Source organism: Streptomyces sp. TAA204, from assembly GCF_000424965.1.
The window spans coordinates 521653-535362 of record NZ_AUKW01000001.1; the positions used below are offsets into that span (position 1 = coordinate 521653).

Below are 13710 nucleotides of genomic sequence, written 5' to 3' on the forward strand. Positions count from 1 at the left end.
GCGGGGACGGGCACCGGGAGGCGAGTCAGCCCCGGCCGCCGCCCTCGGCGATCATGTCGGCCAGCGCGGCGAGCAGTCGGACGACTCCGGCGGGGCCGTCCACCACGATGTCGGCACGGTCGGCGACCTCGGGGACGTGCTCGTCCGTCCCGGCGCCTCCGCTGCACACCAGCAGGCCCGGTACGCCCGCCTCACGCAGCTTCTCGACCGCGACGAAGGCGGCCAGGTCTCCCAGGTCGTCGCCCGCGTACAGCACGGCGCCGGCGCCGACTTCGCGTACGTACTCCTCCAGCACGGCACCCTTGTCGATGCCCGGTGCCCGCAACTCCAGCACCATGCGGCCCGGTTCGACGACCAGACCGTGCCGGTCGGCCAGCGCGAAGAGGGGGTCGCGCAGCAGTTCGAAGGCTGCTGCCGGATCTTCCGTACGCCGCGTGTGCACCGCGACCGCCCGGCCCTTGTCCTCGGTGGAGGTGCCGGGAGGAGCATCCAACTCGTCGAGGAGGCCGGGCAGTTCCGCACGCACCGCGGCGATGCCCGGCGGCGGCTCCACGGCGCTGACCGATCCGGTTGCCGCGTCCCAGCGCTCCGCGCCGTAGGCACCGAGCACGGTCAGATGCTCCAGCCCTTCCGCCTCGCCGAGTCCGCTGTAGCGCACGGCCGCCTCGGCCGGACGTCCGGTGATGACGGCCACCGCCCGCAGGCTCGGCGCGAGCCGGGTCAGCGCGGGAACGGCACCGGGGTGGGCTCGGGCGTCGTCGGGGTCGGGGACGATGGGTGAGATCGTGCCGTCGAAGTCGAAGGCGACGAGGGCGCGTTGAGGTTCCCCGACGATCGCGGCGAGCCCTTCCCGTCCTTCGGCGGTACGGGGCGTGGGTACGGCGTCCATGCGGAGACCTTATCGGGAGGCGGGCCGCAGGACGGGGTCAGCGCCGGGCGCGTTGCGCCTCGCGGCGGCGGCGGAGGCGGTTGACGGTCACCGGGTCGTGAGCCAGGGCGTGCGGGTCGTCCAGGAGTGCGTTGAGGAGCTGGTAGTAGCGCGTGGGTGACATCTCCAACTGCTCGCGCACGGCACGTTCCTTGACGCCGGGCGCGGACCAGCCGCGGCGTTCGAAGGCGAGTACGGCCACATCGCGTCCGGAGAGACCGGCCGGAAGCGAACGGGCGGCACCGTGGGCGGCGCCGGCGCTGTGGGCGGCGTCGGCACTGTCGGCTGCGGCGGTGGCGCCGACGGAGTGACAGCCGGAGTCACCGCCTGAATCTCCGCCCGGGTCACCCGGGTCACCGCCGGCCGCCTGCGGAGGCGCCACGTCCCCGCCCCCGGTCTCGCCGCTCTCCCCCATCCCGCTCATCCGTCCAACCTAACGCCGGCGTCCGACAGCCGGCCGGGTCACTTCGCGCTCGCCTCCGACTCCAGTCGCTCCGCGGTGCGCTGGATACGGCCGAGCACCTCGGCCGGGTCGGTGTCCTGCTCGACCACCCTCCCGGCGGATTTCTTGATCTCCGCGCTCACCCGCGACCAGGAGACCTTGCCCACCGGATAGAACTCGGCGCCGATGAGCTGGTCCTGGAAGCGGCCGAGTTCCTTGTGCTCGGGTGCCGCGCGCATCAGTTCGTTCGCCGAGGTGGTGACCGGGAGAAGTCCGTAGCGGTCGGCGAAGGCGTAGTGGTTCCGCTCGTTGAAAACGAAGTCGAGGAAGGTGCCTATCTGTTCGCGTCTGTCGTTCTCCTTGAAGGCGATCACCCAGTCGGCGACGCCGAGCGTGCCGCCGGAGGGCCCCTCGGTGCCGGGCAGCACCGCGGTGCCGTACTTCACGCCTTCTCTAGCGGCCTCCTTCAGCAGCTTGGGATGGCCGTTGAGCATGCCCACCTCTCCTCGCCCGAACGCCTCGAAGAGCTCCTGGCGGTCGGTGCCGCCGGGGTTCTCATTGGTCAGCCCCTTGCTCACGAGGTTGTCCCGCAGCCAGTTGAAGGTCCGGATGTTCCCTGCGGCGTCGACGGTGTAGGTGCCCGCCCTGTCGGTGTAGGCGCCTCCGCCGCTGACCATCCACATCAGCATCTCGGCGGGCGCCTCCTCCGAGCCGAGCGGCAGACCGTAGGGGATCTTCACCCCCGCCGCCTTCAACCGGGCCGCCGCACGGGCCAGTTGGGCCCAGTTCTCCGGCGGTGAGTCGGGGTCGAGGCCGGCCTTCTTGAAGAGGGTCCTGTTGTAGAACAGCACCCGCGTGCTGGCGGCGAACGGCATGCCGTACTGCACCCGGGCGACGGTGCCCGCCTTGGCCAGTGACGGCAGGAAGTCGGCCTGTACGGGTATGGAGAGCAGTTCTGCGGCGTTGTGGAGCTTGTCCTGTGCCGCGAAGTCGGCGTACGAGCCGAGCTGGGCGATGTCCGGCGCGCGTCCGGCCTCGACCATTTTCGCGACTTTACGGTCCACGTTCTTCCAGCTGTGGACGGCGACGTCGACGGTGATGGCGGGGTGCTTTTGATGGAACTTGCGGGTCAGCGCGTCCCAGTAGCCCTGGGAGCTGTCGCCCCGCCCGGGGGTGCCGTAGTCGGCCGCGACCATCCTGAGCGTGACGCTCTCCGCGCCCGCCCCGGCACCGCATCCCGCGGACGTGAGCCCGGCGCCGCCCGCCAACCCGGTGGCTGCCAGGCCAAGGAACTTCCGACGCTCCACAGCAACTACCCCTCAGACCATATGAATCGGCATCACGCCGCGCCCCCCACCCCCCGTGTCCGGTCCGGGCCAGACGTGTACGGAACAGGAGTCTCCACCGCCCCATGCCGAAGGTCTACGCCAGCGAACATATCGCTTTCACAACATCCTTGGCGTGTTTGATCCGCTTCATCCGTTACATGCACCGAAGACGCCGGTCACGCCGATTTCCCTCCCGTCACGGGACAGGGCACCGCAATCCGTTTCCAGGAAATGCACAAGAGATCCCACGAGTGGACTAGACCTGTTGCCCGCTTTCGCGGGACACTGACCCGGTGATCCACACTCCTGACCGGAAACCGGAGTACGTCCTCGCCCTCGACGTCGGCGGCACCGGGATGAAGGCCGCCCTCATCGGCCCCGGCAACGAGCTGCTGCACGAGGCACGCCGCACCACCGACCGCGGCGGCGGCCCCGACGCCGTCGTCGGCGGAATCCTCGACTTCGCCGCCCACCTGCGCGCCTACGGCACCGACCGCTACGGCACCGCACCCGCCGCGGCGGGCGTCGCCGTCCCCGGCATCCTCGACGAGGCGACGGGCACCGCCGTCTACGCCGCCAACCTCGGCTGGCGGGACGTACCGCTGCGCACCCTGCTCTCCGAACACCTCGGCGGCCTGCCGACGGTGCTCGGGCACGACGTCCGCACGGGCGGTCTCGCCGAAGGCCGCATCGGTGCCGGAAAGGGCGTCGACCGGTTCTTCTTCATGGCGCTGGGCACGGGCATCGCCGGGGCGTACGGGACCGGCGGCCGTATCGAGCCGGGCGCGCACGGGAGCGCGGGCGAGATCGGCCACGTGGTGGTGCGTCCGGACGGACCGCTGTGCGGATGCGGACAGCGCGGCTGCCTGGAGGCGGTCGCCTCCGCCTCCGCCGTCGCCCGCGCGTGGGCCGCCGCCGGCGGTGGCCCGGACGCCACCGCCGCCGATGCCGCCGGGGCCGTCGTCTCCGGGGACGAGAGGGCAGTCGCCGTCTGGCGCGACACCGTGGACGCGCTCGCCGCGGGAACCGTCACCGCACTCACCCTGCTCGACCCGCGCACGGTCGTCATCGGCGGCGGACTGGCCGAGGCGGGCGACACCCTGTTCACACCGCTGCGGGAAGCCGTACGCGCACGCGTCACCTTCCAGCAGGTCCCCACGATCGTCCCGGCGGCCCTCGGGGACGCCGCAGGCTGCCTGGGCGCGGGACTCCTCGCCTGGGACCTACTCTCCGCGGAGGTTGCGAGCCGATGAGCCCCAAGAGCCGGCGCACGGTGCTGACCGGTGCCCGTGTGGTACTCCCGAACGGTCCGGACGGCGGTCCGGACGGCGGTCCGGACGGCGGCGGCGCACTGACCGTCGAAGACGGCGTGATCGCCGAGAACGTTCCCGGTGAGGCCCCCACGCTCGACCTGAGCGGCCACTGGATCGTCCCGGGCTTCGTCGACATGCACGTGCACGGCGGCGGCGGCGCCTCCTTCTCCGCCGGCACCGCCGAGCAGGCTCTGACAGTCATCGACACCCACCGGCGGCACGGCACGACCACGATGGTCGCCTCCACCGTCACCGGCGAACTCGGCGACCTCGCCCAGCAGGCCGGAGTGCTCAGCGAGCTGGCCGAGCAGGGCGACCTGGCGGGCGTCCACTTCGAGGGCCCCTTCATCTCACCGCAGCGCTGCGGCGCACACGACCCCGCGCTCCTGCGCGACCCCGAACCGGCCGAGGTGCGCAAGCTCCTCGACGCGGCGCGCGGCAGCGCGAGGATGATGACGCTCGCACCGGAGCTCCCCGGCGGGCTGGAGTCCGTACGGATGCTCGCGGACAGCGGTGTCGTCGCCGCCGTGGGTCACACGGACGCCGCCTACGACGCGACGGTGGCCGCCGTCGACGCGGGCGCCACCGTCGCCACCCACCTCTTCAACGCCATGCCCGTCCTCGGCCACCGCGCCCCCGGCCCCGTCGCCGCGCTGCTGGAGGACGAGCGGGTGACCGTCGAGCTGATCAACGACGGCACCCATCTGCACCGCGCCGTGGTGGAGTTGGCCTTCCACAGCGCGGGCGGTGACCGTGTCGCGTTCATCACCGACGCGATGGGCGCCGCGGGCATGGGTGACGGCCGATACCCGCTCGGCCCGCTGGAGGTGGAGGTGCGCGAAGGCGTGGCCCGGCTCGTCGAGGGCGGTTCGATCGCCGGGTCGACCCTCACCCTCGACCAGGCTTTCCGGCGTGCCGTCACGGTCGACGGGCTCTCCGTGCAGGCGGCCGTACGCGCGCTGTCCACCAACCCCGCGCGGCTGCTGGGCGTCGCCGACCGCACCGGCTCGCTGGAGACCGGCAAGCACGCCGATCTGGTGGTGCTCGACGCGGACTTCGAACTCACCGGTGTCATGCGACGGGGCGAGTGGGTGGTCCGCCCCGGCGCGGAGTGACTTCTCGCGGGGCGCCCGGCCCACCCGTCCGGCGGGTCGGGACAGGGCGAGCGGGACGGGGCGAGCGGGACAGGACGGACGGGCCGAGCGGAGCGGGACGCCGACAGTGCGGTCCCGGGGGTCGCGACGCGATCGGCCGAATGGCATGATCGCTCGCGCGCCGGCGCCGCCGGCTTCCGGCACGTCCGCGCACACCCCCCTCGCCCCGTCCCCGTGGAGTGGTCTCCGGTGATCCTGACGGTCACGCTCAACACCGCCCTGGACCTGACCTACCGGGTGCCCAGGCTCGACGTGCACGGCTCCCAACCGGTGCGCGAGGTGCAGCAGCGCCCGGGCGGCAAGGGCCTGAACGTGGCGCGGGTGCTCGCGGCGCTCGGTACCGGGACGGTCGTCACCGGCTTCGCCGGCGGGCTCACGGGTGCGGAGGTACGCGCCCTGCTCGCGCGGGAACCGGGTGTCACCGACGCGCTGGTGGAGACCGGAGGCAGTACGCGGCGGACCGTGGGCATCGTCGACGAGAGCACCGGCCGCACGACACAGCTCAACGAGCCCGGACCGCACATCTCCCCGCCGGAGTGGGCCGACTTCCAGAGCTCGTACACGCGGCTGCTGCGCGGTGAGCCGACCGGGAGCCCATCGGCGGACGGCGGCCCGGCCGAGGCCGTCGCCCTGTGCGGCAGCCTCCCTCCGGGCGTACCGGTCGGCGCGTACGCACAGCTGATCCGGGAAGCGCACGCCGCGGACGTACCGGTCGTGCTCGACACCAGCGGGGAACCCCTGCGGCGTGGCCTCGCCGCCCGCCCCGACCTGGTCAAGCCCAACACCGACGAACTCGTCGGGGTGACCGGCACCGCCGAACCGCTGCGGGCGGCACGGGCGGCCCAGCGTCGCGGGGCGCACGCCGTCGCCGCCTCGATGGGCCCCGACGGCATGCTGCTGGTCACCCCCGACGGCACCTGGCAGGCGAGCCCGCCCGAGTCACTGGCGGGCAACCCCACGGGAGCGGGCGACTCCGCCGTGGCGGGGCTGCTCTCCGGGATGGTCGAGGGGCTCTCGTGGCCGGACCGGCTGGCGCGTGCGGTCGCGCTGTCCGCCGCGACGGTACGGGCGCCGACAGCCGGGGAGTTCGACGGGGCGGTGCACGCCGACCTGCTCTCACGGGTGTCGGTCACCAAGCACAGTGAGAGCGCGGCGGGCTGACCCCACCGGCTCAGCGGGGGACCGGACGAGCGGAGGGAGCGGGGAGGGCGGGTCACCGCCGGCGGGCTGCCGCGCGCCTGTCGCGGGCCGACTGCCGCGGGCCGGACCGTCGGGGACCGGACCGCCGCGGGGAGGGCTGCCGCAGGCCGGGCTGCCGCGCTCCGGCTAGCGCTCGACCTTCCCGGCCTTCAGCCAGACCCGGTCGAGATTGAAGTCACACTTGTTCCCCTGCTCGCAGGAGATCTTGAAGCTGTTCTGGCCCTTCTTGAGCTGGACCCAGGCGAAGGTCTGGGTCCAGCCCTTGTCCCATTCGCCCTTCTTGGCGTTGCCGAAGTTGGACATGTTGAGCGGCTGCTGGCGCGGCTGCCCGTTGACGGCCAGCGTCGAGTCGGCGTCCTGGCCGGGCACTCCGTAACGTACGAAGAAGGTGTAGGTGCCGTCCTTCGGGACGTCGTCGACCGTCCAGGTCGCGGAGGCGCCGCCGTTGTTCATGCCGGCGACGTACGCGCCGTCGCGGCCCTGGGCGTTGGGGACGTCCTTCGCCACTGCGGCACCGCCGTTCAGCGCGAGAGTGGCGGCGTCCCGCTTCTTGCCGATCATCTTGCCCTTGCGCAGCTTGTCCGAGTCGGGCTTGTTCTGCTCCCGCTCGTCCTCGCCCTCCTGGCCGCCGGCCGGGGCTTCGGGGGAGTCGCCCGCCCGGTCGCCCTCGTCGCCGCCGTTGAAGTAGATGGCCGCGCCGATGCCTATGACGACCGCCGCGACGACCGCCATCGCTCCGACGAGAAGGCCGTTACGGCTGCCGCCCCGGCCGGAGCCGCGCCCGCCGTGCCCGCTCCCGTTGCCCTCGCCATGGTGTTGAGCGGCGACACGGCCGCCGGGCATCGTCTCGGGCGCGGCATAGTGCGCGTTGGGCTGCTGGGCGCTCCGGCCCCCGTGCTGAGCGCTGTACTGGCTCCCGTACTGACTGCCGTACTGGCTGTTCTGCTGGGCGCCGTACTGGCTGTTCTGCTGGGTGCCGTACTGGCGCTCGCCGACCGTACGGACCTGGTTGTACGAGCGTCGAGGAGTACCGGGTTGCGGTGCGGCCGAGCCGTCACCGCCCTGCTGCCGGTAGAGGTAGGCAAACGGGTCGTCGCCCCCCGGCGTCGCACCAGTGCCTTCGTTCTCGGCGGTCATCCCCTGTCACTCCCTACTGCGTCACGTATCCGGCCGAGCCTACCTCCCCGGGGTGATGTGCACGCCAACGCCGGAATGATCCGGGGGCGACGCGCACGTGAATGTCTGTGGCCACGTCAGCTCCGCACCGCCCCGAACCGGTGCGCTGTCCGGGCGGCTATCCGGCCCGCCGGTGCCCCTTGGAGCGGGCCCGCTTCTCCACGTACATGCGCTGGTCGGCCGACTGCAGAACCTCTTCCGCGGACATGCCGCACCCGGCCCAGCCGATGCCGAAGCTGGCGCCCACACGCACCGCGCGGCCGTCCACCCGGATCGGCGGGATGATGGCGTTGCGCAGCCGGACCGCGAGGTCCTGGGCCTCGGCCGGGCCGAGGCCGTCGGCGAGCACGACGAACTCGTCGCCGCCCATACGGGCCACCGTGTCGTTGTCACGCACTCCGGCCGAGAGCCGCCGCGCCACCTCGACCAGGACGGCGTCGCCGCAGTTGTGCCCGAACCGGTCGTTGATCGACTTGAAACCGTCGAGGTCGCAGAAGAGAACGGCGAGGCCCTTCTCCCCCGTCCCCTCGCCCTTGGGCGGCACGGCGTGCGTGTGGTGCGGGTCGTACATGCCCGTGGAGCGCAGGACCCCCGTGCCCGCGTCGTCGAAGTTGAACTCGGGGAGCGCCCCGGTGTCGTGTCCGCCGAGATCTGTGTGTGCCACACCGGAGATGGCGGGGCCCGGACGGCCGCAGAGCCGTCCGTTCAGCCGGGCGCGGAGTTCGGCGCTGTTGGGCAGGCCGGTGAGGGAGTCGTGGCTGGCGCGGTGGGCGAGCTGCAGCTCGTGCCGCTTGCGCTCCTCGATGTCCTCGACGTGGGTGAGCAGGAAGCGCGGCCCGTCGGCGGTGTCGGCCACCACGGAGTTGCGCAGTGAGACCCACACGTACGACCCGTCCCGCCGGGCCAGTCTCAGCTCGGCGCGGCCACCCTCCGCGGACGTCCGCAGCAGCGTCCCGATGTCCTCGGGGTGCACGATGTCGGAGAAGGAGTAGCGGCGCATGGCCGAGGCCGGGCGGCCCAGGAGCCGGCAGAGGGCGTCGTTGATCCGTATCAGACGTCCGTGCTGTTCGCCGCCCATCTCCGCGACGGCCATCCCGCTCGGCGCGTACTCGAACGCCTGCCGGAAGCTCTCCTCGCTCGCGCGCAGAGCCGACTGCTCCCGCTCCAGCCGGACGAGCGCGCGCTGCATGTTGGAGCGCAGCCGTGCGTTGCTGAGGGCGATCGCGGCCTGCGACGAGTACAGCTGAAGGGCCTCACGCCCCCAGGCGCCGGGGCGGCGGCCGTTGCGCGGCCGGTCGACCGAGAGGACGCCGAGCAGTTCGCTGTCCGAGGCGTACAGCGGCGCGAACAGGCGGTCCATGGGGTGCCAGTCGTCGGGGCCCTGCGGCGCCGGACCGGCGGTGTGCCACTGCGGGACGTCGTCGTCGTCGAGTACCCAGCCCTCGGTGTAGGGGATGAAGCGGAGGTTCCCCCACTGCTCGCCCATGGACAGCCGGCGTTCCCAGGACTGCCGCGGCCCGACGCGGCCCGCCATCATCGCCTCGGCGCCCTGGCTGCCGGCGACGGCGGCGACGACGAGGTCGCCCTCGGGGCGTACGAGATTGACGGCCGCGATCTCGAATCCGAGCCCCTCGACCACTCCGTCCGCGACGGTCTGCAAGGTGTCGGCAAGACTGCGCGCTGTGCTCAGCCTCGCGACGACGAGGTGCAGCTGGCGCAGGCTGGCAAGGCGGACATAGGGCTCCGACTCGGTTTCCATCGCCCTCCCCCTGAGCCTCGTACGTCAACTCCAGGTGTACGCGGGACGTCATTGTCCGACTGCCACGGCCACTGAATCACAGCGAGCTGTTCTCCAGGTACACAGGGTCAACAATTATTGCCCGCTGTGACTCAAGTCACAACTGTATGCAGCCTGTTGACTCCTCTCCGTGTGAGGCTGTCACACCCGGGGCCACCAGGTCGAAGCGTCCGACGAAGGGCCCGGTCATGAGACGGTACGGCGTTACCGGAGCGTAGAGCGCCGAATGCGCCCCTTTTCGCGCCCCAACTCCCCTTCTGTGCGCCCCCCGCGGGGACGGAAGCCCGTCCCCGTGCACCGGCACCCCCGCAGCGTGCCTGCTCACAGCGCCGACACCGGATGTTCGCGGCGGCGCCACCCGCAGGACACGGATCGGTCACGACCGTACGCGCCCCTCCTGGGCCGCTGGTCCTGGTCCCGGAGCCTGATGCATGGGGTGCAGGCCAGCGGTTAGCGTTCTTGACGTGTCCTATGCAGTGCAGCAGCAGACGAACCCACCGGCGGCCGACCCGATGCCCCATGCTGACAGGGTGAGCGAGGACGAGTTCCGGGCTGTCATGGCACGGCTGGCGGCAGGTGTGGTGCTGGTGACGGCCTACGACCCCGACGACGGCCCCGAGGGTTCGGACGTCGGCATGACCGCCACCTCCTTCATGTCGGTCTCCCTCGACCCGCCGCTGGTCATGGTCAGCGCCCGCGAGGGGTCGCGGATGGACGAACTGCTGGAGCGCAGAGCCCTGTGGGCCGCCTCCCTGCTCACCGAGGACCAGCGCCAGACCGCGGGCCGCTTCGCCATGAAGGGGCGGCTGAGCGACCGGCTGCTCTTCCGCGAACTCCCGCACACGCGCGGGGAGGCCGCCCACGCCCCGCTGGTGGACGGAGCGCTCGCGACCGTCGAGTGCAGTACGGAGCAGCGCGTACGCGCGGGCGACCACACGCTCGTCATCGGACGGGTGCTGGCCACCGGACTTCCGCAGGTCCCCGGCGGGCCGCTCACCTACTACCGGGGCAGATACCACTCACTGTCCCGGCAGGGATCCTGATCCGGAGGGGTTGCGTGACGGGCGCGCGACATCGGCCCACGCCCCCTCATCACCAGTCGCGGCCCGAGCGTCCCCGCTTGAGGTCGCTCCGCTGCTGCTTCTTCCGCAGCCGCCGCTCATTGACCCCGCGCGGGACCTTCTTCTTCCGCCGGGGACGCGGGGGCGGCGCGGTGGCCTCCGCCAGCAGCGCGGCCATCCGCACGCACGCCGCCTCCCGGTTCCGCCACTGGGAGCGGTGCTCGCCCGCGCGCACCACCACGACGCCGTCGCCCACGAGGCGGCCCGTGCCGGCCAGCCGCTCCAGTGCGCGTTCCTTCCACACCTCGGGGAGCGCCTCCGTGGCCGCGAGGCCGAACCGCAGCTCCACGCGGGTGTCGCTGGTGTTGACGTGCTGCCCGCCCGGGCCCGAGGAGCGTGTGAAACGCCACACCAGTTCGGCCTCCGGGAGGGAGACCGAACCGCGGATGACGTAGGGCGAGGGCATACGTCCATGGTCGCGCCTGACCGCACCCCGAGTCACCCGCCTTTTCCGGCGGCCGTAACAGGGCCACGTCCGGCAGGGCCAGGTCCGGCAGGACCGATTCCGGGAGGACGGCGGGGCGGCCGCAGCCGTGCGGGGCCCAGGAAAGCCAAGAACGTGAAGAATGCTGGAACCCGCCCCTCCATCGCCTGCGTTGTGCAATGTGAAGAACCACACCCGAGAAGACTTCACCAACAGAAGGGCATCCCCATGGCTGTAAGCCTGTCCAAGGGCGGCAACGTCTCCCTCACCAAGGAGGCGCCGGGCCTGACGGCCGTCACTGTCGGCCTCGGCTGGGACGTCCGCACCACCACGGGCACGGACTTCGACCTGGACGCGAGCGCGATCGCCGTGAACCCGGAGGGCAAGGTCTACTCCGACGGGCACTTCGTCTTCTTCAACAACAAGACGACTCCCGACCAGACCATCGTGCACACCGGTGACAACGTCACAGGTGAGGGCGAGGGCGACGACGAGCAGATCAACGTCAACCTCGCGGGCCTGCCCGGCGACATCGACAAGATCGTCTTCCCGGTCTCCATCTACGACGCCGAGAGCCGCAGCCAGAACTTCGGCCAGGTGCGCAACGCCTTCATCCGCATCGTCAACCAGGCGAACCAGACGGAGATCGCGCGCTACGACCTGAGCGAGGACGCGGCCACCGAGACCGCCATGGTCTTCGGCGAGCTGTACCGCAGCGGCGCGGAGTGGAAGTTCCGCGCGGTCGGGCAGGGTTACGCCTCCGGCCTCGTCGGCATCGCCCAGGACTTCGGCGTCAACGTCTGACGCGCGCTCAGGCGCTCGCGCGGACGCGCGGAAGCTCACGCGGACGCGGCTACGGGCGGTGCTCCCCCTCGGTGGGGAGCACCGCCTCTGCCGTCTGCGCCTCCCTCTGCGCGCGTGACCCGGGAGGGGAAAGCACCTCGGCCCGTGACACGATCGCCCGCGTGCTCGACATCGGCTACTCGCTCTCCCGGCGCTTCCCCGACCCGCCGCAGACGGACTACGCCACGGCGGACGTACGGGCGTTGCGCCACGACCTGTTCAACGGGGACTTCCACCTCGCCGACACCTCGACGGACCGCGAGGTGTCCACATCCTGGGGATGGCTGCCCGTACTGGACTTCGCCTGGGCCCTGTGCGACGTCACCGAACAGCTCGACGCGGACCCGCGCGGCAGCCGCGCTCCCGGGCCGCAGCGCGCCGAGATCGACTTCACCGAGAGCACCGACCGGCTGCGCTTCGAGCGCCGCTTCGGCTTCGTCGACATCCAGGCCGACTGGACGGCCGGCGAGGGCGGTCCGCCACTCGGCTTCCAGCACGCCGAACTGCGCCGCGAGGCCCGCGACTTCCTCCACGACCTGCTGGCCGACCTGACCGACATGCACGAAGGGCTCGCGGACAACCCCGCGGTGTGGACCCTGCGGGCACGCTTCCCCCGCGTACCGGACGGTCGCTGACGCGCCGCCGCACCGCCCGCCGTGCCGCCCCCATCCGCCGCAATCCCTGCGCGCGGGCGATGACTGTCCGTGCTCAGCTCCCGACCCGTACACCGATCTCGGCCGCGAACGCCGGTGCCAGGTCCATCAGCTGGGCCGAACTGATCACCGCTCCCGCCAGCCGGCCGACACCCGCCGCGATCTCCAACTCGGCCGCTTCCCGCAGATCGACGTCCTTCAGCGTGGCCTGCGTGAAGTCGGCGCCGCGCAGCACACAGCCCGGGAACGCCACCCTTTCGAGCGTCGCCCCGCCGAAGTCCGGCTCCACCAGCACACAGTTCTCGAAAGTGACGTCCACCAGCCCGGTCTGGCGCAGACTCATGAAGTCGATCTTCCCGCCCCGCACGAGCACCCGCGACAACCGCGCCCCGTGCACCTGAGTGCCGCCCAGCCGGGCGTCGAGCACCTCCACGTCCCGCAGTTCGGCACCGGCGAGATCCGTACCGACTCCGGTCACGCCCTCCAGCACGCTGTCCAGCAACCGCACGCGCCGCCACCCGGCACCGTCGAGCGGGCAGCGGCGAAGCGCGCAGTCGAGGAACGTCGACCCCGCGCAGTCCGTGCCGCTCAGATCCACCCCCTCGAAGCACACCCCGTCGTGGTCCCCGTCCGGGCCGGGGCCGGCCACGGCACCCGTCCCCCGCGCACCGACGGGCCCCGCGGACTCACCCGGCTCGTACGGCCGCAGCTGTGGCAGCCGGACCTCGGGGAGCCGGGGAGACCTCACCGCGTCGGTCCTCTTCCTCGTCGTCCTCGCCATCGCCTCATGGTGCTCCCCACCACTGACAGCGCACCCACCGACAGCGGGGCCGCCGCGCGTTCACCGGCGCACGCTCACCGGCACTCGCTCACCGGCACGCACCCCCCACCGCCGCCGCGCTGCTCGCGACCCGCGCGGCGCGGCGGCGGCGAACCGGCTCCGGCCGTGTACGAACCCCGGCGGGGCTCAGCTCTTCGGCCTGCCGTACTCCGTCGCCATCGTGCCGGCGAAGTCGTACATCACGACGGGCTCGTCCCCCACGACCCAGGCGTCGTGTCCGGGCGCGCACACGAACACGTCGCCCGGACCGACCTCGGTCTCCTGGCCGTCGTTCATCCGGATCCGCATCCGTCCCCGGACCATGAACCCGTTGTGGTGGACCTCGCAGCTCGCCGTCCCGACGATCGGCCCCACCGATTCGGTCCAGCGCCAGCCGGGCTCGAAAGTGGCCACGGCGAAATCCAGACCGGTGAGGTGCAGTGCCTCGATGTGTCCCCGGGGAAAGTCGCGCCGTTCGTCGGCCTTGTCGACCGTCTTGACTTCCATCAT

14 protein-coding genes are annotated in these 13710 nt (G+C 72.0%); 6 read left to right on the forward strand and 8 right to left on the reverse strand.

The window, feature by feature from the left end; genetic code table 11:
• Positions 1-25: 25 nt before the first annotated feature.
• Genes otsB through H343_RS0102235 form a run of 3 tightly spaced genes read right to left on the reverse strand, consistent with a single transcriptional unit; the run spans position 26 to position 2677 of the window.
• Positions 26-889 (reverse strand): trehalose-phosphatase, encoded by an 864-nt coding sequence (gene otsB, locus H343_RS0102225; RefSeq protein WP_028429806.1) that lies wholly within the window; start codon positions 887-889, stop codon positions 26-28.
• A 37-nt stretch (positions 890-926) separates the two neighbouring features.
• Complete coding sequence (locus H343_RS35750; RefSeq protein WP_486586750.1) at positions 927-1352, reverse strand: DUF3263 domain-containing protein; 426 nt, start codon at positions 1350-1352, stop codon at positions 927-929.
• Between the two features lie 38 nt (positions 1353-1390).
• Complete coding sequence (locus H343_RS0102235; RefSeq protein ID WP_486586751.1) at positions 1391-2677, reverse strand: extracellular solute-binding protein; 1287 nt, start codon at positions 2675-2677, stop codon at positions 1391-1393.
• Positions 2678-2991: 314 nt separating this feature from the next.
• Between H343_RS0102235 and H343_RS0102240 the strand changes: the two genes are divergently transcribed.
• The 3 genes from H343_RS0102240 to H343_RS0102250 all read left to right on the forward strand — a co-directional run bounded on the left by H343_RS0102240 (position 2992) and on the right by H343_RS0102250 (position 6326).
• Positions 2992-3951, forward strand: a complete 960-nt coding sequence (locus H343_RS0102240) for an ROK family protein (protein ID WP_028429809.1) — start codon at positions 2992-2994, stop codon at positions 3949-3951.
• The gene (gene nagA / locus H343_RS0102245) at positions 3948-5126 is read left to right on the forward strand and encodes an N-acetylglucosamine-6-phosphate deacetylase (protein WP_028429810.1); all 1179 of its coding nucleotides are present in this window, start codon (positions 3948-3950) and stop codon (positions 5124-5126) included. Before H343_RS0102240 ends, nagA begins: the two co-directional genes overlap by 4 nt.
• Before the next feature lie 228 nt (positions 5127-5354).
• Positions 5355-6326 carry a 1-phosphofructokinase gene (locus tag H343_RS0102250; protein ID WP_028429811.1) on the forward strand — a complete coding sequence of 324 codons (972 nt, stop codon included), beginning with the start codon at positions 5355-5357 and terminating at the stop codon, positions 6324-6326.
• Positions 6327-6491: 165 nt separating this feature from the next.
• On the opposite strand, the gene H343_RS0102255 is transcribed toward H343_RS0102250, so the two are convergent.
• On the reverse strand, positions 6492-7502 hold the full coding sequence (locus H343_RS0102255; RefSeq protein ID WP_028429812.1) for a hypothetical protein: 1011 nt from the start codon (positions 7500-7502) through the stop codon (positions 6492-6494).
• Between the two features lie 157 nt (positions 7503-7659).
• The gene (gene cdgB, locus H343_RS0102260; protein WP_028429813.1) at positions 7660-9300 is read right to left on the reverse strand and encodes a diguanylate cyclase CdgB; all 1641 of its coding nucleotides are present in this window, start codon (positions 9298-9300) and stop codon (positions 7660-7662) included.
• A 551-nt stretch (positions 9301-9851) separates the two neighbouring features.
• On the opposite strand from cdgB, the gene H343_RS0102265 reads away from it, so the two are divergent.
• A complete protein-coding gene (locus H343_RS0102265; RefSeq protein ID WP_486586761.1) occupies positions 9852-10382 on the forward strand; it encodes a flavin reductase family protein in 531 nt (176 codons plus the stop codon).
• 49 nt (positions 10383-10431) lie between these two features.
• Here the strand turns inward: H343_RS0102265 and arfB are convergent, their stop codons facing one another.
• Entirely contained in the window at positions 10432-10866 is a 435-nt protein-coding gene (arfB, locus tag H343_RS0102270; RefSeq protein WP_028429815.1) for an alternative ribosome rescue aminoacyl-tRNA hydrolase ArfB, read from the reverse strand.
• Positions 10867-11112: 246 nt separating this feature from the next.
• Here arfB and H343_RS0102275 point away from each other — a divergent pair, with 246 nt between their 5' ends.
• On the forward strand, positions 11113-11688 hold the full coding sequence (locus H343_RS0102275) for a TerD family protein (RefSeq protein WP_028429816.1): 576 nt from the start codon (positions 11113-11115) through the stop codon (positions 11686-11688).
• A 161-nt stretch (positions 11689-11849) separates the two neighbouring features.
• Positions 11850-12362 (forward strand): hypothetical protein, encoded by a 513-nt coding sequence (locus H343_RS0102280; protein WP_028429817.1) that lies wholly within the window; start codon positions 11850-11852, stop codon positions 12360-12362.
• Positions 12363-12435: 73 nt separating this feature from the next.
• On the opposite strand, the gene H343_RS0102285 is transcribed toward H343_RS0102280, so the two are convergent.
• Both H343_RS0102285 and H343_RS0102290 read right to left on the reverse strand, forming a co-directional pair.
• The gene (locus H343_RS0102285; protein ID WP_037901860.1) at positions 12436-13161 is read right to left on the reverse strand and encodes a pentapeptide repeat-containing protein; all 726 of its coding nucleotides are present in this window, start codon (positions 13159-13161) and stop codon (positions 12436-12438) included.
• 186 nt (positions 13162-13347) lie between these two features.
• Positions 13348-13710 (reverse strand): cupin domain-containing protein, encoded by a 363-nt coding sequence (locus tag H343_RS0102290; RefSeq protein WP_028429819.1) that lies wholly within the window; start codon positions 13708-13710, stop codon positions 13348-13350.